This is a genomic window from Rhodococcus sp. NPDC078407 (assembly GCF_044542515.1).
In the GTDB taxonomy this organism is placed as follows: Bacteria; Actinomycetota; Actinomycetes; order Mycobacteriales; family Mycobacteriaceae; genus Rhodococcoides.
This window is the reverse complement of record NZ_JBITUQ010000004.1, coordinates 92,214-117,333: the sequence shown is the minus strand read 5'-3', so window position 1 is coordinate 117,333 and position 25,120 is coordinate 92,214. Positions and strand designations below refer to the sequence as shown.

Annotated in this window: 22 protein-coding genes and 2 tRNA genes; 17 read left to right on the top strand and 7 right to left on the bottom strand. The window is 63.1% G+C overall.

Going from position 1 to position 25,120, the window contains the following annotated elements; all coding sequences use genetic code 11:
* Positions 1-34 precede the first annotated feature (34 nt).
* Genes yidC through rpmH form a run of 4 tightly spaced genes read right to left on the bottom strand, consistent with a single transcriptional unit; the run spans position 35 to position 2,008 of the window.
* Entirely contained in the window at positions 35-1,123 is a 1,089-nt protein-coding gene (gene yidC, locus ACIGGF_RS06510) for a membrane protein insertase YidC (protein WP_397520569.1), read from the bottom strand.
* Positions 1,124-1,127: 4 nt separating this feature from the next.
* Positions 1,128-1,457, bottom strand: coding sequence for a membrane protein insertion efficiency factor YidD (yidD, locus tag ACIGGF_RS06505; RefSeq protein WP_397520568.1), 330 nt, complete (start codon positions 1,455-1,457; stop codon positions 1,128-1,130).
* Positions 1,454-1,834: a ribonuclease P protein component gene (gene rnpA, locus ACIGGF_RS06500; protein WP_397520567.1), complete on the bottom strand. Its 381-nt coding sequence runs from the start codon at positions 1,832-1,834 to the stop codon at positions 1,454-1,456. Before rnpA ends, yidD begins: the two co-directional genes overlap by 4 nt.
* 30 nt (positions 1,835-1,864) lie before the next feature.
* Positions 1,865-2,008, bottom strand: coding sequence for a 50S ribosomal protein L34 (rpmH, locus tag ACIGGF_RS06495; RefSeq protein WP_026347786.1), 144 nt, complete (start codon positions 2,006-2,008; stop codon positions 1,865-1,867).
* Positions 2,009-2,651: 643 nt separating this feature from the next.
* On the opposite strand from rpmH, the gene dnaA reads away from it, so the two are divergent.
* The 15 genes from dnaA (at position 2,652) to ACIGGF_RS06420 (ending at position 22,002) form a co-directional block, all read left to right on the top strand.
* On the top strand, positions 2,652-4,184 hold the full coding sequence (dnaA, locus tag ACIGGF_RS06490) for a chromosomal replication initiator protein DnaA (protein ID WP_397520707.1): 1,533 nt from the start codon (positions 2,652-2,654) through the stop codon (positions 4,182-4,184).
* 585 nt (positions 4,185-4,769) lie between these two features.
* Entirely contained in the window at positions 4,770-5,954 is a 1,185-nt protein-coding gene (dnaN, locus tag ACIGGF_RS06485; RefSeq protein WP_397520566.1) for a DNA polymerase III subunit beta, read from the top strand.
* A gap of 66 nt (positions 5,955-6,020) precedes the next feature.
* On the top strand, positions 6,021-6,947 hold the full coding sequence (gene gnd / locus ACIGGF_RS06480; RefSeq protein WP_397520565.1) for a phosphogluconate dehydrogenase (NAD(+)-dependent, decarboxylating): 927 nt from the start codon (positions 6,021-6,023) through the stop codon (positions 6,945-6,947).
* Positions 6,948-8,180 (top strand): DNA replication/repair protein RecF, encoded by a 1,233-nt coding sequence (gene recF / locus ACIGGF_RS06475; protein ID WP_397520564.1) that lies wholly within the window; start codon positions 6,948-6,950, stop codon positions 8,178-8,180.
* A complete protein-coding gene (locus tag ACIGGF_RS06470) occupies positions 8,177-8,737 on the top strand; it encodes a DUF721 family protein (protein WP_397520563.1) in 561 nt (186 codons plus the stop codon). The genes recF and ACIGGF_RS06470 overlap by 4 nt, the downstream gene beginning before the upstream one ends.
* A 167-nt stretch (positions 8,738-8,904) precedes the next feature.
* On the top strand, positions 8,905-9,822 hold the full coding sequence (locus ACIGGF_RS06465) for a metal-dependent hydrolase (protein WP_397520562.1): 918 nt from the start codon (positions 8,905-8,907) through the stop codon (positions 9,820-9,822).
* A gap of 32 nt (positions 9,823-9,854) precedes the next feature.
* On the top strand, positions 9,855-10,952 hold the full coding sequence (locus tag ACIGGF_RS06460; RefSeq protein ID WP_397520706.1) for a PDR/VanB family oxidoreductase: 1,098 nt from the start codon (positions 9,855-9,857) through the stop codon (positions 10,950-10,952).
* A gap of 254 nt (positions 10,953-11,206) precedes the next feature.
* The gene (gyrB, locus tag ACIGGF_RS06455; RefSeq protein WP_397520561.1) at positions 11,207-13,249 is read left to right on the top strand and encodes a DNA topoisomerase (ATP-hydrolyzing) subunit B; all 2,043 of its coding nucleotides are present in this window, start codon (positions 11,207-11,209) and stop codon (positions 13,247-13,249) included.
* A gap of 65 nt (positions 13,250-13,314) precedes the next feature.
* Entirely contained in the window at positions 13,315-15,858 is a 2,544-nt protein-coding gene (gene gyrA, locus ACIGGF_RS06450; protein ID WP_397520560.1) for a DNA gyrase subunit A, read from the top strand.
* 615 nt (positions 15,859-16,473) lie between these two features.
* Positions 16,474-17,232 (top strand): DUF3566 domain-containing protein, encoded by a 759-nt coding sequence (locus ACIGGF_RS06445; RefSeq protein ID WP_397520559.1) that lies wholly within the window; start codon positions 16,474-16,476, stop codon positions 17,230-17,232.
* A gap of 109 nt (positions 17,233-17,341) precedes the next feature.
* A tRNA-Ile gene (locus tag ACIGGF_RS06440) sits at positions 17,342-17,415 on the top strand.
* 190 nt (positions 17,416-17,605) lie between these two features.
* Positions 17,606-17,678, top strand: a tRNA-Ala gene (locus tag ACIGGF_RS06435).
* Between the two features lie 402 nt (positions 17,679-18,080).
* On the top strand, positions 18,081-19,031 hold the full coding sequence (locus ACIGGF_RS06430) for an acyl-ACP desaturase (RefSeq protein WP_397520558.1): 951 nt from the start codon (positions 18,081-18,083) through the stop codon (positions 19,029-19,031).
* A gap of 205 nt (positions 19,032-19,236) precedes the next feature.
* Positions 19,237-20,235, top strand: a complete 999-nt coding sequence (locus ACIGGF_RS06425) for a diguanylate cyclase (RefSeq protein ID WP_397520557.1) — start codon at positions 19,237-19,239, stop codon at positions 20,233-20,235.
* 120 nt (positions 20,236-20,355) lie between these two features.
* Positions 20,356-22,002, top strand: a complete 1,647-nt coding sequence (locus tag ACIGGF_RS06420; RefSeq protein WP_397520556.1) for an alpha/beta hydrolase — start codon at positions 20,356-20,358, stop codon at positions 22,000-22,002.
* Here ACIGGF_RS06420 and ACIGGF_RS06415 read toward each other — a convergent pair.
* The gene (locus ACIGGF_RS06415) at positions 21,997-22,374 is read right to left on the bottom strand and encodes a hypothetical protein (protein WP_397520555.1); all 378 of its coding nucleotides are present in this window, start codon (positions 22,372-22,374) and stop codon (positions 21,997-21,999) included. The genes ACIGGF_RS06420 and ACIGGF_RS06415 overlap by 6 nt on opposite strands.
* Positions 22,375-22,456: 82 nt before the next feature.
* Here ACIGGF_RS06415 and ACIGGF_RS06410 point away from each other — a divergent pair, with 82 nt between their 5' ends.
* Positions 22,457-22,993 carry a peptidylprolyl isomerase gene (locus ACIGGF_RS06410; protein WP_397520554.1) on the top strand — a complete coding sequence of 179 codons (537 nt, stop codon included), beginning with the start codon at positions 22,457-22,459 and terminating at the stop codon, positions 22,991-22,993.
* Between the two features lie 24 nt (positions 22,994-23,017).
* Complete coding sequence (locus tag ACIGGF_RS06405) at positions 23,018-23,947, top strand: rhomboid family intramembrane serine protease (protein WP_397520553.1); 930 nt, start codon at positions 23,018-23,020, stop codon at positions 23,945-23,947.
* 243 nt (positions 23,948-24,190) lie between these two features.
* On the opposite strand, the gene ACIGGF_RS06400 is transcribed toward ACIGGF_RS06405, so the two are convergent.
* Together ACIGGF_RS06400 and crgA are read right to left on the bottom strand one after the other, a co-directional pair.
* The gene (locus tag ACIGGF_RS06400) at positions 24,191-24,676 is read right to left on the bottom strand and encodes a PH domain-containing protein (protein ID WP_397520552.1); all 486 of its coding nucleotides are present in this window, start codon (positions 24,674-24,676) and stop codon (positions 24,191-24,193) included.
* A 36-nt stretch (positions 24,677-24,712) separates the two neighbouring features.
* Positions 24,713-24,976: a cell division protein CrgA gene (crgA, locus tag ACIGGF_RS06395; RefSeq protein WP_397520551.1), complete on the bottom strand. Its 264-nt coding sequence runs from the start codon at positions 24,974-24,976 to the stop codon at positions 24,713-24,715.
* Positions 24,977-25,120 lie beyond the last annotated feature (144 nt).

The window sequence follows — 25,120 nt, the reverse complement described above, 5'->3', positions numbered from 1 at the left end:
CGCCGCCATGTTCGTCCTTCTCTCGACGTGTCGGTCAGCGCCGCTTGCGCTTGTTCGACTTGTTCCGGTTGGCCTGCGGTCTCGGCTTGGCCTGGGCGCTGGCACCAGTGGTTGTGCTCGAGACGTCACTGCCGTCGGTCGTCGCGTCCTCGCCTACCGGTGCCATTTTCGACAGCTTGGGACGCGCACCGGGCTTGGGCTTGGTGGTCGAGACCGGCTTGACACCAGGCTTCGGCGCGTTCTCCGAGCGCTTCTCGACAGCGGCCGCCACCTTCGCGGCCTCTTCCTTGTCGATCTTGCCGAACACGAGGTGCTGCTGCGCGTAGGTCCACGTGTTGTTGCTGACCCAGTAGAGCAGGATGGCGACCGGCAACAGCGCGCCGAACACCAGAACGCCCAACGGGAAGACGTACAACGCCAGCTTGTTCATGATCGCCGACTGCGGGTTCGCGGCTGCGGCGGCGCTCTGCCGTGCCACCGACGCACGTGAGTTCAGGTGCGTCATGATGGCCGCGATGATCATCAGGGGGATGGATACGGCCGCGATGACCCACGTGGACGGAATGGTCGCGTCGGGACCGACGGCGAACGCGTTGAGCTGATCCTGCGGCATGGTGATCCACGCCGAGATGGGAGCTCCGAACAGGCGAGCGTCGAGGAACGACTGCACGTCGGCCACGTTGAACGCGTAGTTCGACAGCTCGCGGTTCTCCTCGGGGGTCAACCCGAGCTGTCCGAAGCCGGTGCCTGTGCGGTTGAACGAACGCAGCACGTGGAACAGACCGATGAACACCGGTGCCTGTGCCAACACCGGTAGGCAACCCATCAAGGGGTTGAAGCCGTGTTCCTTCTGCAGCTTCTGCATCTCGACGGCCATTTTTTGCTTGTCTTTGCCGTACTTCTTCTGCAGAGCCTTGATCTGCGGCTGCAGCTCCTGCATCTGCCGCGTTGTGCGGACCTGCTTCACGAAGGGCTTGTACAGGATCAGCCGGAGGGTGAAGACGAGGAAGACGACGGACAATGCCCAGGCGAAACCGTTGCCGGGATCTTGGAACACAAAGCCGAACACCTTGTGCCACACCCAGAGAATCCAGGCAACCGGGTAGTAAATGAAGTCGAGCACGGCTCTATGTACTCCTCTGTTCTTCCACTCGCAGGAGATCGTGGTGTTTCTCGGTTTCGGTCAGCTCGGTGACGGTTGCGCGCCACCTACCGGTCTCAGGCACCGGGTTCCAACCTCCAGAGTGCCAGGGAGCACATTTGAGGAGGCGAACGACTGCCAACAACGAGCCCTTCATCAACCCGTGTACCTGAAGTGCCTCGATGGCATATTCACTGCAGGTAGGGGAGAAGCGACAGGTAGGAGGTCTCATCGGGGACACGTACGTCCGGTACAACCCGATGAGGTACATGAGCGTTCGAGCAGGAATGGAACGAAGGTTGCCCATGAATGTCATGACGGCGGACCCTTCGGAGCTTCGAGAAGACCGAGCTTCTTCAATCCTGAACGCAGTTGAACCAGTAGATCTGCCGAGGACGAGGTCGCGGCTCCCGGCAATGCCCGGATCACCACGTCGGTGGTCTCGGGGAGCTCACCGGTGACGTCGGTGCAGATATGCCGAAGCCGGCGCGCAACTCGATGACGAGTTACGGCCGGCCCGACTGCCTTGCTGACGATCAATCCGAAGCGTGGTCCATGCACGGTGGATGCAATGTCCTGATCTTCACGCGCAACTGCGTGTACGACCAGGTCCGATCTACCGGTACGGCGTCCTCGACGCATCACCACGGAGAAATCACGTGCGCGGTGCAGCCGATTCGGCTCAGGAAGCATCCCGAGCTCCAAGCTTCGGACGAACGATTATCAGGCTGTGAGTTCTTTGCGGCCCTTGCCGCGACGTGCGGAAACGATTGCACGACCCGCACGGGTACGCATACGAAGACGGAAGCCATGAACGCGCGCGCGGCGGCGATTGTTCGGCTGGAACGTCCGCTTGCCCTTGGCCACGGTCAACACTCCTCGAGATTCGACGACGCCGATCTGTCGGCGCCTGCTGTAAAGGTTCTCAGCGAGTTCGGATGAAGTCGCTAGCCTCCCGAGCGAGAAATCCGAGTGAAGACAGACTGTGAGCAGCCAGCAAGCATCGGCCACCTCGCTATTGGGTGACTGTTCGAGAGTACTGATCGAGTCACTGGTGGTCAAACCAGCGCCGCAGCGATCGACTGGGCCGTTCATGCACAGGCTGCACAGATTTCCACCGCCGAGTCTGTCATCTGCGTCATCGACGGTCGCCCCAACCGGCGCAGTTCGTTCGATCGCACGACAGACACCGACCATCGACGCAGGTCAGACTTCTACGCGTGCGATAGCACGAACCGGGGCGAGCCCTGGGGTCACATCGGTGTCGTTTATCCACACCTGTGGATAATTGTGTGGAAACACAGTTCAGGTGGCATATTCGTACCTTGCGGGGTCCACCGACGGGCCCTGGTCTCAGCCGCGGTGACGCACGATCGACGACGCTATCGGACGCCGACGCCGCGCGGGCTGGAAATGACGCACGAGTTTCACGCGTCGTACCCGTGAGAGACCGATGCTCGACGGCGCGACCGCCGCCGGGATACCGATGCTCGACAACGGAGGGATCGACGTGAACGACGATCCGGATGCGCTCGCGCGTATCTGGCCCGAGGTGGTCGCGGAACTCACTTCCGACCGACACAGTGGACTTCCACTGACCAAGGGCCAGAAGGCCTGGCTCGCGCTGGTCAAACCGTTGACTCTGACCCAGGGGTTCGCCCTGCTGGCCGTACCGTCGACCTTCGCTCAGGAAGCCATCGAACGAGACCTTCGAGAACCGATCCTGGGAGCGCTCGGTCGGCATCTGGGTCAGGGCGTCGAGGGCCTCGGCGTCCGCATCTCCGCTCCCGAGGACGAGAAGCTCGAGTCGGAGAGGTCGGCCTTCCCCGACGCCGTCAGCTCGCCCACTTACCGGCGCCGAGTGCTGACCAGTCGAGACGACGAGCCCTCGGACTCCGAGACCGCCGACTACGAAGAAGTGGACGACGAACGTGAGGCGCTGGCCAGCGTGCAGAACTCGTGGCCGACGTATTTCACCAAACCACCGGAGTCGACGCCTCCCTCGTCGGGCGCGAACAGTCTGAACTCGAAGTACACCTTCGACACGTTCGTCATCGGTGCCTCCAATCGGTTCGCTCACGCCGCAGCGGTGGCCATCGCCGAAGCACCTGCGCGCGCATACAACCCCTTGTTCGTGTGGGGTGCGTCGGGACTGGGGAAAACTCATCTCCTGCACGCGGCCGGTCACTACGCACAGCGCCTGTTCCCGGGCATGCGGGTCAAATACGTCTCCACCGAAGAGTTCACCAACGACTTCATCAACAGTCTTCGTGACGATCGCAAGGTGGCGTTCAAGCGCCGGTACCGCGAGACGGACGTATTGCTCGTCGACGACATCCAGTTCATCGAAGGCAAGGAAGGTATCCAGGAGGAGTTCTTCCACACCTTCAACACCCTGCACAACGCGAACAAGCAGATCGTGGTCTCCTCCGATCGGCCCCCCAAGCAATTGGCGACCCTCGAGGAACGACTTCGTACCCGATTCGAGTGGGGCCTGATCACCGACGTACAGCCACCCGAGCTCGAGACGCGCATTGCGATTCTGAGCAAGAAGGCTCGTATGGACCGCCTGGACGTCCCACACGATGTTCTCGAGCTGATCGCCAGCCGAATCGAACGCAACATCCGCGAGCTCGAAGGTGCCCTCATTCGCGTGACAGCGTTCGCGTCGCTCAACGGGCAGGCCCTCGACCTCACTCTGGCGGAAGTGGTGCTGCGTGATCTGATTCCCGATTCGTCGAGTCTCGAGATCAATGCGGCGACGATCATGGCCGTCACGGCGGAGTACTTCAACACCTCGATCGAGGACCTGTGCGGTCCGGGTAAGGCCAGGGCGCTGGCGATGGCCAGGCAGATCGCCATGTATCTCTGCCGCGAGCTCACCGACCTGTCCTTGCCCAAGATCGGCCAGACGTTCGGCCGTGATCACACGACGGTCATGTACGCGGACAAGAAGATCCGCAAGGAGATGACAGAGCGTCGCAAGGTTTACGACCAGGTCCAGGAACTCACTGCGCGGATCAAGCAACGCTCGAAACGTTAGAGCTCCCCTGTTCGCATGCACGGCCAGACGGCACCGAATCCCATGACGGGTTCGGTGCCGTCGGTGTTCGCCGACCGAAGGTCCGACGACATGGGCGGTCGGATTTTCGGTCGATCTTCGAGGGCTCGACCATTGATTCACACCTGTGGATAACCATGTGGACAACATCGAAGTTCTGGGGATGGAATGTGGGCGCCTGTGCACCGATGTGATTCGTCCACAGGCTGCCGAGCATCCACCGCACATTGGTCCCGAGTTCATCCCCACGACACCACGCGAAGCCACCAGCGGATAGAGGTGTCCGTGCACAGATTGCACAGGACCTATTAATACTTCTGTTCTCTCCTTGAAAGAACTTCTTTGAAAACAGGTGTTGGGGAACGATCCGTTCACAGGCTTCGCAGGATCGACGAATTACTCGATCGCGGCCGATGCCCGAGCTTTCAACTTCGCTGCGGAGGGCATACGGTGTGCTTGCGCTGGATGTGCCAGACTCGTCGTTGCATCGGTTCGAGCCGCAACGATCGAGGTTGCACCGCTCGGCTGTGAAGACGAACGCCACCGAACGAGAGGAAATGCCGAGCGATGGAGCTTGGAAGTTTGAAGTTTCGCGTTGCTCGTGAAGATTTTTCCGATTCCGTGGCGTGGGTGGCTCGTAGCCTGCCGTCCCGGCCTCCGGTTCCCGTTCTCGGTGGCGTCTTGCTGGCCGCCGACGAGCAGGGTCTGACGGTCTCAGGATTCGACTACGAGGTGTCCGCTCAGGTCAAAGTGTCGGCAGAAGTCGCTACGGCCGGCCGAGTTCTGGTGTCGGGCAAGCTACTTGCCGATATCACCAAGTCTCTGCCGAACAAGCCCGTGGACGTCACCGTCGACGGAACCCGAGTCCTGGTCAATTGCGGAAGCGCCAAGTTCTCACTGCCGACGATGCCGGTGGAGGATTACCCGCAGCTGCCGGAGCTGCCGAGCAACACCGGTTCGCTAGCCGGCGACGTGTTCTCCGAAGCAATTGCCCAGGTCGCGATTGCGGCGGGCAAGGACGACACGCTTCCCATGCTCACCGGTATCCGCGTCGAGATCGATGGCACCCACGTCGTTCTCGCTGCCACCGACCGTTTCCGGTTGGCGGTTCGTGAGGTCGATTGGACTCCTGCAGGCACCGACACCACCACCGCGGTACTCATTCCGGCCAAGACGTTGTCGGAGTCGGCCAAGACTCTCGGCGGCAACTCCGGTTCGCCGGTCGAACTAGCTCTGGGTTCGGGATCGTCCATCGGTAGTGACGGTTTGCTCGGTATCGTCAGCGATGGGCGCCGCACCACCACCCGCTTGCTCGATGCGGAGTTCCCCAAGTTCCGTCAGCTTCTGCCCGCCGAGCACACCGCAGTGGCGACGCTGGAGATCGCATCGTTGATCGAGGCCATCAAGCGTGTGGCACTCGTCGCCGAACGCGGTGCGCAGGTGAGGCTGGAGTTCAACTCCGACGGCGTGCTGCTGTCCGCCGGCGGTGACGACGCAGGTCGCGCCGAGGAGGCTCTGCCCGCGGACTTCCAGGGCGAGGCATTGACCATTGCCTTCAACCCGGGATACCTCATCGACGGGTTGTCTTCACTGCACAGCGACAAAGTGACATTCGGCTTCACGACGCCGAGCCGGCCTGCTGTGCTGCGGCCGACGTCGGATGAGGAACTCGTGGCCGACGACGCCGGCAAGTTCGCGGCGCCGCAGTCCGAATACACGTATCTGTTGATGCCGGTCAGGCTGCCGGGCTGATCCTGCCTGGTTACTGTTGAACCTGCGGGAAATCTCCGCACCTGACACAGACAAGGATGCGTCATCATGCAACTGGGCTTGGTCGGTCTCGGAAAAATGGGCTTCAACATGCGCGCGAGGTTGCGCGAGCACGGTCACGAGGTCATCGGTTACGACCCGCGGCCGGAGGTGACCGATACTCCCTCGCTGGCCGGTTTGGCCGAGACGTTGACGGCGCCGAGGGTGGTGTGGGTGATGGTTCCGTCCGGGCAGATCACCCGCGACACCATCACCGGCCTGGCAGAGGTCCTCGAGCCGGGCGATCTGGTGATCGATGGCGGTAACTCACGATTCACCGATGACAAGCCGAACGCAGAGTTGTTGGATGCCAAGGGAATCGGATACATCGACGCCGGTGTCTCCGGTGGTGTCTGGGGTCTGAAGAACGGCTACGGCCTGATGGTCGGCGGCCAGGAAGACCACGTCGCCCGTGCGATGCCGATCTTCGACGCTCTGCGTCCGGAAGGTGAACGGGCAGACGGATTCGTGCACGCCGGGCCGGTCGGTGCCGGTCACTACTCGAAGATGGTGCACAACGGTATCGAGTACGGGTTGATGCAGGCGTACGCCGAGGGTTACGAAATCCTCGAAGCCGAGGAGCTCGTGCAGGATGTGCAGGGTGTGCTTCGGGCGTGGAGCAAAGGCACCGTCGTGCGATCGTGGTTGCTCGATCTGTTGGTCGAGGCGCTCGGTCAGGATCCCGAGTTCAGTGAGATCTCCGGGTACACCGAAGATTCCGGTGAGGGTCGTTGGACCGTCGAGGAAGCCATTCGCCATGCAGTACCCGCTCCGGTGATCTCTGCTGCGTTGTTTGCGAGATTTGCGTCGCGGCAAGAGGATTCGCCTGCCATGAAGGCGGTCTCAGCTCTACGAAATCAATTCGGTGGGCACGCGGTCAAGAAGGCGGACGCCGACGAGACTCTCCGCGCACCGGCGCCGAAACACAACGAGTAAGTGTTCGTTCGCTCTCTGCAGTTACACGATTTCCGGTCCTGGGACGACGTGACGGTCGACCTGGGACCGGGATCGACGGTGTTCGTGGGACCGAACGGGCACGGCAAGACCAACTTGCTCGAGTCGCTCAACTATCTGTCCACACTGTCCTCGCATCGCGTCTCGACGGACTCGCCGATGATCAGGGCGGGTGCTTCCACGGCGTTGGTAGGAAGCGCCGTGGTCAATCGTGGCCGCGAGCTGATCATCGATGTGGAGCTGATCGAGGGCAAGGCCAACAAGGCACGGATGAACCGCTCGCCGTTGAGACGCCCGCGCGAAATTCTGGGCGTGCTTCAGAGTGTTCTGTTCGCTCCCGAAGATCTGTCGCTGGTGCGTGGGGATCCCGGCGAGCGACGACGATACCTGGACGAACTGCTCACCAGTCGGATTCCTCGAATGGCCTCTGTCCGTGCCGATTACGACAAGGTCCTGCGTCAGCGATCCGCGTTGCTCAAGACGGCCGGCGGATCGTTGCGCCGGGGAACGTCCTCGAACGACGGCGCAAGCGCTCTGGCCACGCTCGATGTCTGGGACGGACACCTGGCCGCACACGGCGCACGACTACTGGCTGCCAGAATAGGTCTGGTCCACGAATTGAAGCCGTTCGTGCAACAGGCCTACAGTTCCATCGCCCCGGAATCTCGCTCGGCCGACCTCGCGTATCGCTGTAGTCTCGCCGACGCGCTGCCACCGGAATTCTCCGACGCCGGGCGGGCCCCGGAACCCGACGACGTCGATGTGTTGGAAGCTGCGTTCCTGCACCAACTCTCGGTGATGAGACAACGAGAGATCGAACGCGGCGTGTGCCTGGTCGGTCCACATCGGGACGATCTCGAGTTGATGCTCGGTGATCGACCGACCAAAGGCTTCGCCAGTCACGGTGAATCATGGTCGTACGCATTGTCGTTGAGGCTGGGTTCGTTCGATCTGTTGCGCGAGGACGGCACCGATCCCGTGCTCATGCTCGACGACGTCTTCGCCGAACTCGACCGAAAGAGGCGCGCTGCGCTGGCCACCGTGGCTGCCGGGGCCGAGCAGGTGCTGATCACGGCCGCCGTACCGGAGGACGTTCCACCCGAGCTCGACGCTCGTCGCTACGGAGTGGAGGCGAAACAGAACTCGGAATCCGGTGCAGCGGGACGGATTTCAACCATCACCGATCTGTCTGCCTTGGGGAACGAGGTCTCATGAGTGACGACGCGAATCCACCCGTGTCCGGCGAGCAGCCGGAATTGAAAGGCGTCGATCTTGCGCGTCGCGCTCTCGAGGACGCGCGAGCCGCGGCGAAGGCCAGTGGCAAGTCGGTGGGGCAAGGACGGTCGTCTCCGACTGGTGGCGTCCGTGCGCTTCGGGGGCGTCGACGACGGGGGTGGTCGGGAGCAGGGCCCGACGATCGGGATCCCCAAGCTTTCGGGGCGCTCGCCAATTCCATCGCCTCGAAGCGTGGTTGGTCGGCAAAAGTGTCCGAGGGTGCTGTGCTGGGTAGGTGGGCCAGTGTCGTGGGTGAGGACATTTCGGCGCATGCCGATCCCACCGGTCTCAAGGACGGGGTGCTCAGTATCTCTGCCGAATCGACGGCATGGGCCACGCAGCTTCGTTTGATGCAGTCGCAGATTCTGGCGAAGATCGCTGCCGCGGTGGGCCACGGTGTGGTGACGTCCCTCCGTATCACCGGTCCGACGACCCAGAGCTGGCGCAAAGGAGAACGTCACATCCGCGGCCGAGGCCCTCGCGACACGTACGGTTAGTGATCGGTCCCAAAGTCTCGTTACCATCGGTGCTGGTCCAGGTGATCCTCAACAGATGTTGCATGCAGTGTTGCTGTGAGACGGCCGCTATGCGTAGCGTGATTCGAGACACGCAACGGTCGGGGGACCGAACACTGTTTCATGCGGCCTTCGGACGAGGAGAAGTTGTGTCTGCACCTACGAAGAAGGCGTCGCCGCCGGCAGTCGACGTCGACGGAACCCCCGAAGATCGAGTGGTTCTCCATGCTCGCAACGTCGAGTTCGACTGGAACACGCTGCCGCTGCACTATATGGACGGCAACCCACTCGCTACGCACTTGATCAATGTGATGCACCTGCTTCTCCCCGAGGGCGAGGAGTGGTTCGTGCGCACGTTCAAGGAGGCGCTGCCGCTGATCCACGACGACCAGTTGCGGGACGACGTCATCGGCTTCATCGGCCAGGAAGCCATGCACGCGCAGGCTCACACCGACGTTCACGATCAGCTTCGTACACACGGCATCGATGTCGATCCGTACGTCGATCAGATGAAATTCCTGTTCGGACGCGCGCTGGGGAACCGTTCGGGCCACGGTCAGAACAGTCTCGTGGAACGCCTGGCGTTGATCGCGGCAGCCGAGCATCTGACCGCTTTTCTCGGGGATTGGGTTCTCAACGCAAAAGAACTCGACGAGGCCGACGTCGATCCGATCATGTTGGACCTGTTGCGCTGGCACGGTGCCGAGGAAGTCGAGCATCGTTCGGTTGCCTACGAAGTGATGCGCTACTTCGATGTTCGACCGGCTCGGCGCATTCGTACCTATATCGTCATCGCACCCACGCTGGTGTGGTTCTGGACGCGCGGCGTTCGTTACCTGATGAGTCAGGATCCGACGCTGGCGCATCTGCCGCCGAAGGAGCGAACACCGTCGTTCCGAGAATTCCGGCGAGTGGCCAAGGCAGGCCTGTTTCCGACGCCGATGTCGATGGTGAAGGCATCGTTGCGGTACTTCAAGAGCACCTATCATCCCTCTCAGGAGGGCTCGACGGCCCAGGCCGTGCAGTACCTCGCTACCTCTCCGGCGGCGCGGTCCGCTGATCGATGACCAAACGCACGTTGCGGAGCAAGCTCGGCGCAATGGCTCAGAAGGTGGACTCGTTTCGAGTCGGTCGTTCCATCCCGCAGAATCTGTACGGACGTGACGAGCCGGACCAGACGGTATCTCTGGTCACCGATGCGCTCGACAAGTGGTTCGCCCTACTCGACAACGACGAGTACGACGCCTCGTTCGCGGCACCTCCCGTCGCGCGAACCCGAGAATTGATTCTGACCTCTCGTGATGTGTTGTGTGTCGACGAACAGGTGGTGCAGCTGACCTTCGCTGCAGCCGACGGGTCCGCTCTACCGGCGTGGGCACCGGGAATGCACCTCGACTTCTACCTGCCCTCCGGCCGTCGTCGTCAGTATTCGCTGTGTGGTCCAACGAGCGACGATACGTATTCGATCGCAGTACGACTGGTGCCGGGAGGTGGCGGTGGATCACCGGAGATGCACGCTCTGAGGGTGGGCACGCCGGTGTCCATCAGAGGACCGCGCAACGGATTCCCGTTCGTCCCGTCCGAACACGCAGTGTTCGTAGCCGGTGGGATAGGCATCACCGCGATCATTTCGATGGTGCGTCGCGCACGCGACCTCGGGATGGACTGGTATCTGGTCTATTGCGGTCGCTCACGTGAGTCGATGCCGTTCCTCGACGAGATCTCGAGCTGGGATCCCGCCCGCGTCACCGTGCGCACCGACGACGTGGACGGCATGCCGTCGAGCATGGATCTGTTGGGATCGACGGCACCCGGAGGATCGGTGTACGTCTGCGGTCCGCCGCCGATGATCGACCTCGTACGCGCGTCGTTCGATGCCCTCCCGGCAACCCATCTTCACTTCGAGCGCTTCTCGCCGCCGCCGGTGAAGAACGGGACGGAATTCGAGGTGCAGCTCGTCGATTCCGGCGAGATTCTATCGGTCGGTGCGGAAGAGACTGCGCTGCATGCCATTCGACGCATCAGGCCGGATGTCGCGTACTCGTGCCAGCAGGGCTTCTGCGGTACGTGCCGCGTGCGAGTGCTCAGCGGAACGCCGCAACACCGAGAGAATCGGCTCACGGCCGAGGAGCAGCGCAACGAGATGCTGATCTGTGTGTCGCGCTCCGACGGAAAGAGGATCGTTCTCGATCTCTGATCCGGTCAGCGTTTCACCCTTCATCTTTGTCGTCCGACACCGAGAAAATGCGCCTGTGAAGCAATCAGGGGCCTTTTAGGGGTGTCATCGTGCCCATGCTGTCGCAACCAACCAGTACTATGGACCGGTACGACATCAAGCCCGGAACAAACGCATGGAACGAGTGCGGTCGAGACGACCGTGCCGACCCTGCGGTAGCACCTGAGGAAGGTGTGAGCGGGGTAGTGGACGCGTAGAAGGAGAACCAGCTAACCGTGGCTGCCCAGAAGTCAGGTAACAGTGAGAACAGCAACGATTACGGCGCTTCCTCCATCACGGTCCTCGAAGGACTGGAAGCAGTTCGTAAGAGGCCCGGTATGTACATCGGTTCCACCGGTGAGCGAGGCCTGCACCACCTGATCTGGGAGGTCGTCGACAACTCCGTCGACGAGGCCATGGCCGGGTACGCCTCCACCGTCGACGTCACCATTCACGTCGACGGCAGCGTCGAGGTCAAGGACGACGGCCGCGGTATCCCCGTCGCCATGCACTCCTCCGGTGTCCCCACCGTCGAGGTCGTCATGACCCAGCTGCACGCCGGTGGCAAGTTCGACTCCGACTCGTACGCCGTATCCGGTGGCCTCCACGGCGTCGGCATCTCGGTGGTCAACGCGTTGTCGACGAAGGTCGAACTGCAGATCGCGCGTGACGGTCACCGCTACGAGCAGACGTACGACTACGCCAAGCCGAGTCCGCTGAAGACGGTCGGCGACACCGACGAGACCGGTACCACCGTCCGCTTCTGGGCGGACGGAAAGATCTTCGAAACCCTCGACTACAGCTTCGAGACCGTGCACCGCCGGCTGCAGGAGATGGCGTTCCTCAACAAGGGACTGACCATCAACTTCACCGACGAGCGAGTAGCTGCGACGGACGCCACCGAGGAAGAGCTGGGCGAGACCGCCGAGGCGCCTAAGACGGCCGAGGAAGAACAGGCCGACGCCGCAGCTGCGAAACCGGCCAAGGTTCGCAAGCGCACGTACCACTACCCCGACGGTCTGGTGGACTTCGTCAAGCACATCAACCGCACCAAGACCGCGATCCACAACTCGGTCGTGGGCTTCACCGGTAAGGGTGAGGGTCACGAGGTCGAGATCGCGATGCAGTGGAACGCCGGGTATTCCGAATCGGTGCACACCTTCGCCAACACCATCAACACGCACGAGGGCGGCACCCACGAAGAGGGTTTCCGTACCGCTCTGACGTCGACGGTGAACAAGTACGCGATCGAGAAGAAGCTGGTCAAGGAGAAGGACGTCAAGCTGACCGGCGACGACATCCGTGAGGGCCTCGCCGCCGTCATCTCGGTCCGAGTCGGTGAGCCGCAATTCGAGGGCCAGACCAAGACCAAGCTCGGTAACACCGAGATCAGATCGTTCGTCCTCAAGGCCTGCAACGAGCATCTCTCGCACTGGTTCGAGTCGAACCCGGCCGATGCCAAGACGATCATCAACAAGGCCGTGTCGTCCGCGCAAGCCCGCATGGCCGCGCGCAAGGCGCGAGAGATGGTGCGCCGCAAGAGCGCAACCGACATCGGCGGACTTCCCGGCAAGCTCGCCGACTGCCGATCGAACGATCCGAGCAAGTCCGAGATCTACATCGTGGAGGGCGATTCCGCCGGCGGCTCGGCCAAATCGGGTCGAGATTCGATGTTCCAGGCGATCCTTCCGCTGCGCGGAAAGATCATCAACGTCGAGAAGGCGCGTATCGACCGAGTCCTGAAGAACAACGAAGTCCAGGCAATCATCACCGCTTTCGGCACCGGTATCCACGACGAGTTCGACATCAGCAAACTGCGCTATCACAAGATCGTGTTGATGGCCGACGCCGACGTGGACGGTCAGCACATCTCGACGCTGCTGATGACGTTGCTCTTCCGGTTCATGCGTCCGCTGATCGAGAACGGCCACGTGTATCTCGCCATGCCGCCGCTGTACAAGCTCAAGTGGAGTCGCGGCGAACCGGACTTCGCCTACTCCGATCGTGAGCGCGACGGACTGCTCGAAGCCGGCCTCGCGAACAAGCGCAAGATCAACGTCGAGGACGGCGTCCAGCGATACAAGGGTCTCGGCGAGATGAACGCCAAGGAACTGTGGGAGACCACGATGGACCCGGCCGTACGAGTGCTGCGTCTGGTCACCCTCGACGACGCTGCCGCAGCAGACGAACTGTTCAGCGTCCTGATGGGCGAGGACGTGTCCGCACGCCGCAGCTTCATCGCCCGTAACGCGAAAGATGTTCGCTTTCTTGACGTTTAGTCGTTTCTCGGACGCACCGCACAAGGTTCCGGTGCGTCCGACGACCGTTTTCGAGGAGATCTCCCATGTCTGATATCACCGAACCGCCGGTCGGACCCCCGCCGGGTTCGACCACCAACGCCGAGGGCGGCGACCGGATCGATCCGGTCGACATCCAGCAGGAAATGCAGCGCAGCTACATCGACTACGCCATGAGCGTCATTGTCGGCCGCGCGCTTCCCGAGGTACGCGACGGCCTCAAGCCGGTGCACCGACGTGTGCTCTACGCGATGTACGACTCGGGCTTCCGCCCAGACCGTAGCTACGTGAAATCCGCACGTCCCGTTGCCGAAACGATGGGTAACTACCATCCCCACGGCGACACCTCGATCTACGACGCACTCGTGCGTCTGGCTCAGCCGTGGTCGATGCGCTACCCACTGGTCGACGGCCAGGGCAACTTCGGCTCGCGCGGCAACGACGGTGCCGCCGCCATGCGTTACACCGAAGCGCGCCTGACCCCGCTCGCCATGGAGATGCTGCGCGACATCGACGAGGAAACCGTCGACTTCATTCCCAATTACGACGGCAAAACCCAAGAGCCGACGGTACTTCCGTCACGAGTGCCGAACCTGTTGATGAACGGCTCCAACGGCATCGCCGTCGGAATGGCCACCAACATCCCGCCGCACAATCTGCGTGAGCTCGGCGATGCGGTGTTCTGGGCCCTCGACAACTTCGAGGCGGACGAGGAAGCCACTCTCGCGGCCTGCATGGAACGCGTGAAGGGTCCCGACTTCCCGACGCACGGCCTCATCGTCGGCGGCCAGGGCATTCAGGATGCGTACTCGACCGGCCGCGGCTCCATCCGCATGCGCGGCGTCGTCGAGATCGAGGAAGACGCCAACGGCCGCACCACGATCGTCATCACCGAGCTGCCGTACCAGGTGAACCCCGACAACCTGATCACCTCGATCGCCGAGCAGGTTCGCGACGGCAAGCTGTCCGGTATCTCCAAGATCGACGACGAGTCCTCCGACCGCGTCGGCATGCGCATCGTCGTGACAATCAAGCGCGACGCCGTCGCGAAGGTCGTGCTCAACAACCTCTACAAGCACTCGCAGCTGCAGACCAGCTTCGGTGCCAACATGCTCTCGATCGTCGACGGCGTCCCGCGCACCCTGCGGCTCGACCAGATGATCCGCTTCTACGTCACTCACCAACTCGACGTGATCGTGCGTCGCACTCGGTACCGCCTGCGCAGAGCCGAGGAGCGCGCGCACATTCTGCGCGGACTGGTCAAGGCACTCGACGCGCTTGACGAGGTCATCGCCCTCATCCGTGCATCGCAGACGGTCGATCTGGCCAAGCAGGGCTTGATCGACCTGCTCGACATCGACGAGATCCAGGCGCAGGCCATCCTCGACATGCAGCTGCGGCGTCTCGCAGCCCTCGAGCGTCAGAAGATCATCGACGAGTTGGCCGAACTCGAACGCACCATCGCCGACCTGCAGGACATCCTGGCCAAGCCGGAGCGTCAGCGTCAGATCGTCCGCGACGAGCTCGCCGAGATCGTCGAGAAGTTCGGCGACGACCGTCGTACCCGGATCATCGCCGCTGACGGTGACGTCAACGACGAGGATCTGATCGCCCGGGAGAACGTGGTCGTCACGATCACCGAGACCGGATATGCCAAGCGCACCAGGACCGACCTCTACCGCTCGCAGAAGCGTGGCGGCAAGGGTGTGATGGGTGCCGGGCTGAAGCAGGACGACATCGTCAGCAAGTTCTTCGTCTGCTCGACGCACGACTGGATCCTGTTCTTCACCACCAAGGGTCGCGTCTACCGGGCCAAGGCATACGAGCTACCCGAGGCCAACCGCACGGCCCGGGGCCAGCACGTCGCCAATCTGCTCGCGTTCCAGCCCGACGAGCGCATCGCGCAGGTCATTCAGATCAAGACCTACGAGGATGCTCCCTACCTGGTGCTGGCCACGAAGGGCGGTCTGGTCAAGAAATCTCGCCTGACCGACTTCGACTCCAACCGCAGCGGCGGCATCGTGGCCGTCAACCTGCGCGGTGACGACGAACTGGTCGGTGCAGTGCTGTGCAGCAACGAAGACGATCTGCTGCTGGTGTCCGCACTCGGCCAGTCCATCCGGTTCTCCGCCACCGACGAGGTGCTCCGGCCCATGGGCCGCGCGACGTCCGGTGTACAGGGCATGCGCTTCAACGGCGAGGACCAGCTCCTGTCCTTGAACGTCGTCGCCGAGGGCAAGTTCTTGCTGGTAGCGACATCGGGCGGCTATGCCAAGCGCACCGCGATGGAGGACTACCCGCAGCAGGGCCGCGGCGGAAAGGGCGTACTGACAATCCAGTACGACCCCAAGCGTGGCACGCTGGTGGGAGCTCTCATCGTCGACGACGAGGACGAGCTGTACGCCATCACGTCCAGTGGTGGCGTAATCCGAACCGCAGCCAAGCAGGTTCGGAAAGCCGGCCGACAGACCAAGGGCGTGCGGTTGATGAATCTCGGTGAAGGCGACACACTGCTCGCGATCGCGCGCAACGCCGACGAGATCGAACCGGATGCCGTGGGCACCGATGACGATGCAGCGAAGGAGTCGTAAGTGAGCACTCCCAACCGGCCTGGTAGCAGGCCCGGCCCCAGTGGCGCACCGGACGGCCGGGAGGCACCGCGGGCCGAGCAGCCCGCGCGCCCAGCCCCGCCGGAAGGTGCTCGTCCGGGTAGCCGACCGCAGCCTGCCAATCGTCCGGCACCCGCTGCCGGCCGTGGCCCGGCTCCGCAGGGAACATCACGCCCGCCGGCCCGCCCGGCACAGGGTGCTCCGAACGGCCCGGCCCGCCCGACGCAGGGCCCGCCCCCGCAGCGCCCACCCGCGCCGCAGGGAGGTCCATCACAGGCCGGCGCGCCTCAGGGACCGCCGCCTCAGGGACCACCGTCATCTCGCCCGGGTCAGGCTCCGCAGTCTCAGCCCAGTGCGGGCCAGCCCGGTTCCGGTCAGGGCGGTTCCGGTCAGGTCGGCTCGAATCAGGCTGGTTCCGGCCAGGCAAACGGCGGACGACCCACGAACGGTCAACCCCCGCAACGACAGGCACCCGCAGGGCCACCGTCTTCTCGCCCGGCTCCGCCGCGAGGCCCGGCACCCACCGAGTCGTCACAGGCACCCGAGGAGCCCGGCGCGTCTCGCGGTTCAGCGCAGGCTGCCCCGGAAACTCGGGCAATGCCTGCTCAGGACGTCGACGGTTCGCAGGGTGGTTCAGGAACGCCGCCGTGGCAGCGTGGGGCCGGTCAGCGTCCGGCATCGGATGACCGTCAGCAACCGCAGAACCAGCCGCAGACCAACCTGTCCGGTCTCGGCTCGGCCCTTCCTGCAAATGCCGAGTTCGATCGATCCGCCCGAACGGCCGCCGAGCCGGTCCAGCGTGAGTCGACCGACGACAAGACCGAACGACGCGAGACTGCCCGATCGAAAGCAGCGGGCATCGACGGACCCACCCGTCACATCGAGCGCAAGGATCTGGCCAAGGACATGCCGGATCTGTCCGCCGTCCGGCATCCCGAGCCGGCCCAGGCCGACCGCGCTGCGCCCTCCGCCATCACGGCCGTGCCCAGTGCGGACGGCAACCCACTGCGCGCGACCATCCAGATTCGCAAGATCGATCCGTGGTCGACACTGAAGATCGCTCTCGTCATCGCGGTCTCGTTGTTCTTCGTATGGATGGTCGCCGTCGGTCTGCTGTACGCCGTGCTCGACGGTATGGGCGTGTGGGAGCGTCTCAACAGTGCGTTCACCGAGATCGTCAACGAGTCCGGTGACGGCGGGCTCGTCAGCGCCGGTCAGGTCTTCGGCTACGCAGCAGTGATCGGTGTGATCAATGTCGTATTGTTCACCGCCCTCACCACCATCGGGGCGTTCATCTACAACCTGTCGTCGGACCTGGTCGGTGGTGTCGAAGTGACACTGGCAGACCGCGACTGACCTGCACGACGAGTGGCCGTATCGGGCCGTTTTGGAAGACAGCGACCCGATACGGTAATCTCATCCCTCGGTTCGAGGAGAGAAAATTCTCGGACCGAAGCAGTGATGAGGGCCTATAGCTCAGGCGGTTAGAGCGCTTCCCTGATAAGGAAGAGGTCGGAGGTTCAAGTCCTCCTAGGCCCACACCGAACGAACGAAAAGAGGCAGGACGTGAAAATCCTTCTTCTGGTCGCGTCGGTAGTGATAGCGGTGCTGACAGTATCGAAGTTGCGGTCCGCCCGCAGCTCGGACGGTGTCTGGCACAGTATCTCCACCGAGTGACAATCGCTCGGAACGGACGTGTAGTGTTCGTGCACGTTCAACCGCAACGCCCGGGGCCTTAGCTCAGTTGGTAGAGCGCTGCCTTTGCAAGGCAGATGTCAGGAGTTCGAATCTCCTAGGCTCCACTTCCAAAAGGACGTCCACTTCGTGGGCGTCCTTTTTCGTGTCCGCACCCAGTGCGGCACCGTGAGTCCACTCGATGTGACATCGACCCCCCAAAAGGCCACCGAACGTCACATCGAGTGCCGAGGATCCCGAATCGGGTCGAGTGCGAGGTTGTGACCGCACCCAAGTGGTGCCAGTCATCGGCGCCCATATGTCCAGACACTCGGCCGATCTGTATCGCATCGGCGGCGTGGTCCCTAGCGTTGTCGGGGTGCAAGACCGCCGGTTTCAGGCCGGCGTGTACGGCCGCGACGGCGCACCGCAGGGGGGTGTGCCGTCGTCGGACCGCGGCGAAGTGCGTTCGCCAGTGTCTCGAATCGAGTGGCGGTTCGGGCACCACGATGTTTGGAGGAGCCCCGCAGATGACGCGTGTTCTCGATCATGAAGAGCTGTTGACCGAACTCGACGGCACCTTGGAAGCCAACCTGAATCGACATTTGTCGATGGCAAAGGAATGGCATCCACATGATTACGTTCCGTGGGATCTGGGCCGAAACTTCGCGGCGATGGGCGGGGATGACTGGTCGCTCGAGCAGTCGTCGTTGTCGGAGTTGGCTCGCACGGCGATGATCACCAATCTCCTCACCGAGGACAATCTGCCGTCGTATCACCGCGGGCTGGCGGACAACTTCTCGTTGGACGGTGCCTGGGGCACATGGGTTGGTCGTTGGACGGCGGAGGAGAACCGCCACGGAATCGTGATGCGTGACTACTTGGTCGTGACACGGGCCGTCGACCCGGTGGAGTTGGAGCGGGCCCGCATGCACCACATGACGGTGGGGGTGGATGCGCCGATGGACGGGGCGAACTTCCTCCACTCGGTCGCATATGTGACTTTCCAGGAGTTGGCCACTCGAGTGTCGCACCGCAATACGGGGTTGGCGTGTGGGGATCCGGTGGCGGACCGAATGTTGGCACGAGTCGCTGCGGACGAGAACCTGCACATGATCTTCTACCGCAACCTCGGTGAGGCGTCGTTGGACCTGGTACCCGACCAGATGGTTCGTGCTATCGCCGATGTCGCGACGGACTTTCAGATGCCCGGCCTGAACATGCCGAATTTTCGCAAGAACGCCATGATTCTGGCCAAGAACGGCATCTACGACCTGCGGCAGCATTTGGACGAGGTGCTGCTGCCGGTGCTGCGTAAGTGGAATGTGTTCGAGCGGAACGACTTCACCGGTGAGGGTGAGCGGGATCGTGATCGCCTGGCTGCGTTCGTCGAAGACTTGGAGTCCAAGGCGACCAAATTCGAGGAGTCGCGGGATCGACTGCTCGCACGAGAGGCTGCGCGCGCCGAGAAGGCGTCCTGACCTGCTGCGTCTTCCCTGCATAGAGTCGTGGTCCCGGCTCGAAGGTGTTAGAGTCCGGGCATCGTTGGGTCATGTGAGGCGATGGCCGTAGTGCGTGGGGAGGGCCGATGTTGCCTGGGGGGTATCAGGTGAGTGATGTGGTCCGGTTCGATGTGCGTTGCCTCGAGCACTGTCAGGTAGCGCTCGACGCGGCCGGCTTCGATTGGTGAGCAGGCCGAGGTTCGACGAATCCGGCCGCATGCTCGCAGTGTTCGCGGCTGTCACCACCGTTCTGTACGCAGCGAGCGCTGTCGCATCGTGGTCGAATCTGTCCGGCGGAAGGCAGGCTCTGGCGGCGCTGGCACTGGTTCTGGGGCCGGCGGCAATCGCTGTTCTGATCAGGGCGGGCGCACCGAGCCCCAAACGAGCGGTCGGCTGCGCGACCGCGCTGTCGGTGGCGGGGCTCGCCTGCGCATTGGGCAGCAGCGACACCATGCCGGCCTTCCTGATCTGTGTGCAGGCCGCGATGTTCCTCGGCATGCATATCGGTGCCTTCTGGTCCGAACGGAACGCCGGTATCTGGGTTGCGGTACTCGCTGTTTCCGCGGTGATCGGGGCCGCGATCGCGCCGTACGGGACACCGTTCATCACGTACATTCTCGTCGCTCTCGGAATTGTCGGTGCGACCGAAGTGTTCGGCGTCTTCGCACGTCGAATGCGGTATTTTTCGACGCACGACGCGTTGACCGGACTCCTCAACCGCTTCGGGTTCGAGTCCAAGGTCGAAAAAATTCTTCCGGCATGCACTGCCCGGGGACTGTCGGTCAGCCTGGCGGTGCTCGATCTGGACAACTTCAAGGAGATCAACGACGAGTACGGCCACATCGCCGGTGACGTTCTGCTGACCCGGGTTTCGAAAGCGTGGAAGGAGCAGCTGACGAAACGTGATGTTCTGGGCCGTCTCGGCGGGGACGAGTTCGTGTTGTTCATGCCCGGAGTTCTGGAGAAAGAGGCCCTGCAGATCATCGACCGACTGCGCCGCGCTCATCAAGCGGAGTGGAGCGTCGGCCTGGCATGCATGCCTGCGGGTCGTCGCTGGGCCGAGATCTACCGGGCGGCCGACGCGGACCTCTACCGGGCGAAGCGAAGCAGGCCACCTCGGACCGGTCGTCCGACTGAGCCAAGAGACGGCGACAGCCGGCCGGTTCGCAGAATCGCGCAGTAGCGTCCGGCCGATCGCTCGATCAATCCCCAGATTTCATCCACAGGCTGGGGATAGATTTCCCGGCGAGCCTTGTCCTTCGCGTTGACTCGTCGAATACGACGACGCTGCGGGGGATTCACCATGGTCACACTCGACGAGTTCAGGTCATGGAGCAGCGATGACCTGGTCGCTGCTTCCGACGGTTTGCTGCGGCAATGGCGCGAATTGACACTGGTGCAGTCGTCGTTGACCGAGGCGTCGTTCACCGACGCAGTATTCGGAGAGCGATGGACGGGTCCTGCCGCTGACGCTGCGCGAGAAACCATGACGGCCGCCCGGTCCGATCTGGGCGATTCCTCCGGTGAACTGCTTCGAATCGGAATTTGCATCGGCAGCGCCTCGATCGACATGGGGAGCCTCGTTGCAGCTCTCCGGGCAGCGGAGCAGGAGGCAGTGGACGCCCGGTTCGTCATTGCACCCGACGGTTCGGTGGTGGATACGGTTGCGTCGTACTCGGTTGCGCTCTCGCAGGTGTGGTCGACGATACGAGATCGGCGTCGTCTCCGAGAGGAGTTGGCTGCGCGTATATACCAATTGGTCCGCACGGCCACGGCTTTCGACGAAGCCCTTGCTCGACGCCTCTCCGGGGGAGCGTCCGAAACGCCCGTCGCGAGTGCAGTGGCGAACTCGGTCGTTCCCGGTGCCGCGCCCGCTGCCAATTCGGCGTTTTGGAGAGGGCTTTCACCTGCTGCACGCACTCGTCTGATGGTCGAGCAGCCTGCGCTCATCGGCAATCTCGACGGCCTGCCGGGGCGGGTGCGAGACAGTGCCAACCGACGTGTTCTGGCCGACGAGCGCGTTCGCCTTCTCATCGTCGAAGCAGAGTTGCGGAAAGAGTTGGACGACAACATCTTCGGCGGAATTTTCAGTGACGCCGATGCTGGGCTGGAGCAAACTCGGAAGCGGCTCGACTCGCTCGACGCCATCGAGTCGATATTGGCTCAGGGGAATCGGCAACTTCTCGTGTTGGACAATTCCTCCTACGAGGAGACCACGGCTGCGGTGGCGGTGGGCGATGTCGACACAGCGACTCATGTGGCTGTCTTCGTACCCGGGCTGGGTTCCACCGTGCATGGTGCAATGGAGGGGTATGACAACGACATCGATGGATTGAGAACGTCTGCACAGCAGCTGCTTTCGAATGGAGCAGGTGACAGCGTGGCGGCCGTGACGTGGATGAACTACCAGGCCCCTCAACTCGGGTGGAGCCTGCTCGATCCGGATCGAACCGTCGTGTCCAGCCAGGCTGCGAGGGAGGGCGCCGATCGGCTCGGTTCGTTCCTGAACGGCCTCGACGCTGCGCGCGCGGGCGATCCGCACCTGTCGGTGCTCGCCCACTCGTACGGTTCGCTCACGGCAGCCTCGGCGCTGCGGGACGGGACCGGGGTGGACGACTTCGTGGCGCTCGGATCCCCGGGGCTCGGTACTCACACCGTCACAGATCTGCGGCTACCCGACGGCCATGTGTTCTCGGCCGAAGCAGACTGGGATGTCGTCGCCGATCTCGGATCTTTCAGCCGTGATCCAGGCACGCTGGACGGCGTCACGCAGCTGTCGACCGAGGAATCCGAGGGGCGCAGCGGATCGATCGGTCACAGCGACTACTTCGCCGAGGGGTCGACCAGTCGACACAACGCCGCTCTGGTGATTGCCGACCGCAGCGCGGACGCCCTGGTCGAATCCAGGCCGGCCCTGTTCGACCTCCTGCAGAAGATCTTGTATCTATGACGAACCGTCGTAGTCGGCCAGACTCGGGGGAGCGTCGGCAGGCGGCGGTACCTCGTTGCGGCGACGGCCGAGGTAGAACAGCGCACCTCCCACGACGGCGGCGGCAGCGCCGAACACGAAAATTCGGCGTGTCCTGCGTGATCCTGATGGAGCCGTGACCAGCGTCCTGGCGCGATTCGACTCGGCGATCCGCTCCGCGGTCATCGCCCGACGCCGCGCGGCCTGCTTGCGCGCCAGACCGTAGCCTCGCTTGGCGAGCAACAGACCCACGCCGGCAGGTCCCTTGCTCGCGGCGGATGCAGCACCGAGCAGCGTCGACGCCGCTTTGCCGGTGGTCGTGTCAACCCGCTCGGTCTTCGTTGTGCTCGTCATACCCTCACTGTTCCACAACCAGGCCTCGATCGATCCTCTCGATACACCGCCTCTGCACTACCCGGCCGCCCGGGATGGCACGATGGTGAGTGTGACTTCACCAAACAAGACCCAAACGGCCACGCTGCACACCAACCGCGGCGACATCGTCATCGAACTGCTCGGCAATCACGCCCCCAAGACCGTGGCGAACTTCGTCGGTCTCGCGGACGGGTCGAAGGAATACACGACGCAGAACGCGTCGGGTGCCAAGACCGGACCGTTCTACGACGGCGCTGTCTTCCACCGCGTCATCGACGGCTTCATGATCCAGGGCGGCGACCCGACCGGAACCGGCACCGGCGGACCGGGCTACAAGTTCGAGGACGAGTTCCACCCGGAACTGTCCTTCGACCGCCCGTATCTGCTGGCCATGGCCAACGCAGGCCCCGGAACCAATGGCTCGCAGTTCTTCATCACGACCGGCAAGACCCCGCACCTCAACCGCAAGCACACCATCTTCGGCGAGGTCACGGACGACGCGTCCAAGAAGGTCGTCGACGCCATTTCGAGCACGCAGGTCGGCCGCGGCGATCGTCCGGTCGACGAGGTCGTCATCAACAGCGTCACGATTGCCTGATCGAGCTCCACAGAAAGATTCCTGATGACGAACCCCGGCTGGGGTGGCGCGTACGGCGACCAACCCGACCCGCCCCAGTCGGTGTGCGTCCGACATCCCGATCGCCCCACAGGTCTGGCCTGCTCACGCTGCGGCCGGCCGGCCTGCCCGCAGTGCCTGCAGGCAGCTGCCGTCGGACAGCACTGCGTCGATTGTGTGCGTGAGGGCAACAAGAACGTCCGCACTGCGCAGACCGTTGCTGGTGCACCCATGGCACGATCCGCGAAGACGCCGCTGACCTACGCCCTGATCGCGATCAATGTGATCGTCTATGCCATCACGGTGGCTCAGTCCGGCGATCCGATGAACAACACCTCCGGATCCGAACTCGCCCGCACTTGGGCCCTCAACAGTCTGCTCGTCTCCGACGGCGACGTGTTTCGGCTGATCGGCAGCGGCTTCGTCCACTACGGACCGATCCACCTTCTGGTCAACATGTTCGCGCTCTACATCATCGGCCGCGACGTCGAATTGGTGCTCGGCCGAACCCGCTACCTGGCCGTCTACTTCCTCTCTCTCCTCGGCGGCAGCGCGTCGGTGATGCTGCTGGAGAACCCGCTCGCTCTCACAGTCGGCGCTTCGGGTGCTGTCTTCGGCCTCCTGGGCGCACAAGCCGTCATTTTGCTGAGGCTCAAGCGCAGCCCGGCACCCATCCTCATCGTCATCGCGGTGAACATCTTCATCAGCGTCTCAATCCCCAGCATCTCGCTGTGGGGACACATGGGCGGACTCGTGGCCGGTGCCGCCGCCACCGCCGGTCTGGTGTTCCTGTCCAACCGAACCCGTGGCACGGGTCAGCAGCGCACCGCTGTCGGCATGCCATTGGCATGGCTGTCGGTCATCGCCGTCGGTCTAGTGTCGCTGGGCATCATCGCTGTGCGTGTCCTCGACCTGCGCGCGCAGATGGGGATCTAACGATCCACTGCCTGGAAGCGACCGCTTGCTGCTCCGATTCCGCTGCCTGCTGCCCAGAGTCCACTGGATGTGACATTGACCCCCGAAAAGGCCACTGAACGTCACATCGAGTGACCCCGGCTCCGGAGTCCGCTGCCTTGCTGCTCAGAGTGCACTGCGTGCTGGCCAGAGTCCACTGAATGTGCCATTGACCCCCGAAAAGGCCACTGAACGTCACATCGAGTACCCCGGGGTGCGCGGTTTTCAGGAGTTGTGGGGCACCAGACCGTGTAGGTCGAGGGCGTCGAACACATCTCGGGGGTCGGTGCCGAGGTCCCATCTGCCGAAGATGATCAGCCGGTCGTCGTCTTCGCCGGGTGGGTGGATGTCGAGTTCGAGCATGGGGACTCGTCGGCCGAGGCGTGGGTAGCGCACGATTTTCACGCGCACGATGTCGGCGCGGGTGTAGGTGCGGATGCCGCCGAGGCGTTTCATCGTCAGCGATCCGTCTCGGGTGATGGCCAGTCGGGGGCGCTGTGCGGCGGCGAGGGCTGCGATCACCCACATTCCGACGGCTGCCAGTCCGACGAGGAATGTTCCGGCGGCGTCGGTGGAGGACAGCACAGCACCGAGTGCGAGGGCGATACCGCCTACCACCAGGGCTGCGATGGCGGCGACGGGCGTCGCCCACCGCGCTTCGTACACACCCTGTGGATTGCTCGAAAAGTTATCCACAGGGTTTATCCACATTGGGGATGAATGACATCGGTGTAACTCGCTCGGCTGTCAGCGCCACCGCATGGTCATGACGAGTCCGACGACCATGAATCCGAAGCCGATCAGGAAGTTGTACGCCCCGAGGTTTCCAATGAACGCGATGTCGTCGGCAGCGAGGTAGTAGACGATGAGCCACAGCAGGCCTACCACCATGAATCCCAGCATGAGGGCCACGTACCAGACCGGTGACGGTCCGGCGTTGACCTTCACCGGCGTGCGGTTCGCCGGGTTGATCGTGTAGTCGTTCTTCTTCCGTACCTTCGACTTCGGCATTGCTTCCTCTTCGCGTTCTTGACGGCTGTCGGCCATGCGGCCGGCCTGTGGACAACTGACGACGGGACCTGTGGATCGGTGGGTGTCGGGCATCCCCAGGCTATTGTCTCCTCGAGGACTCTGTCAGTCACCGACCCGGTTGCT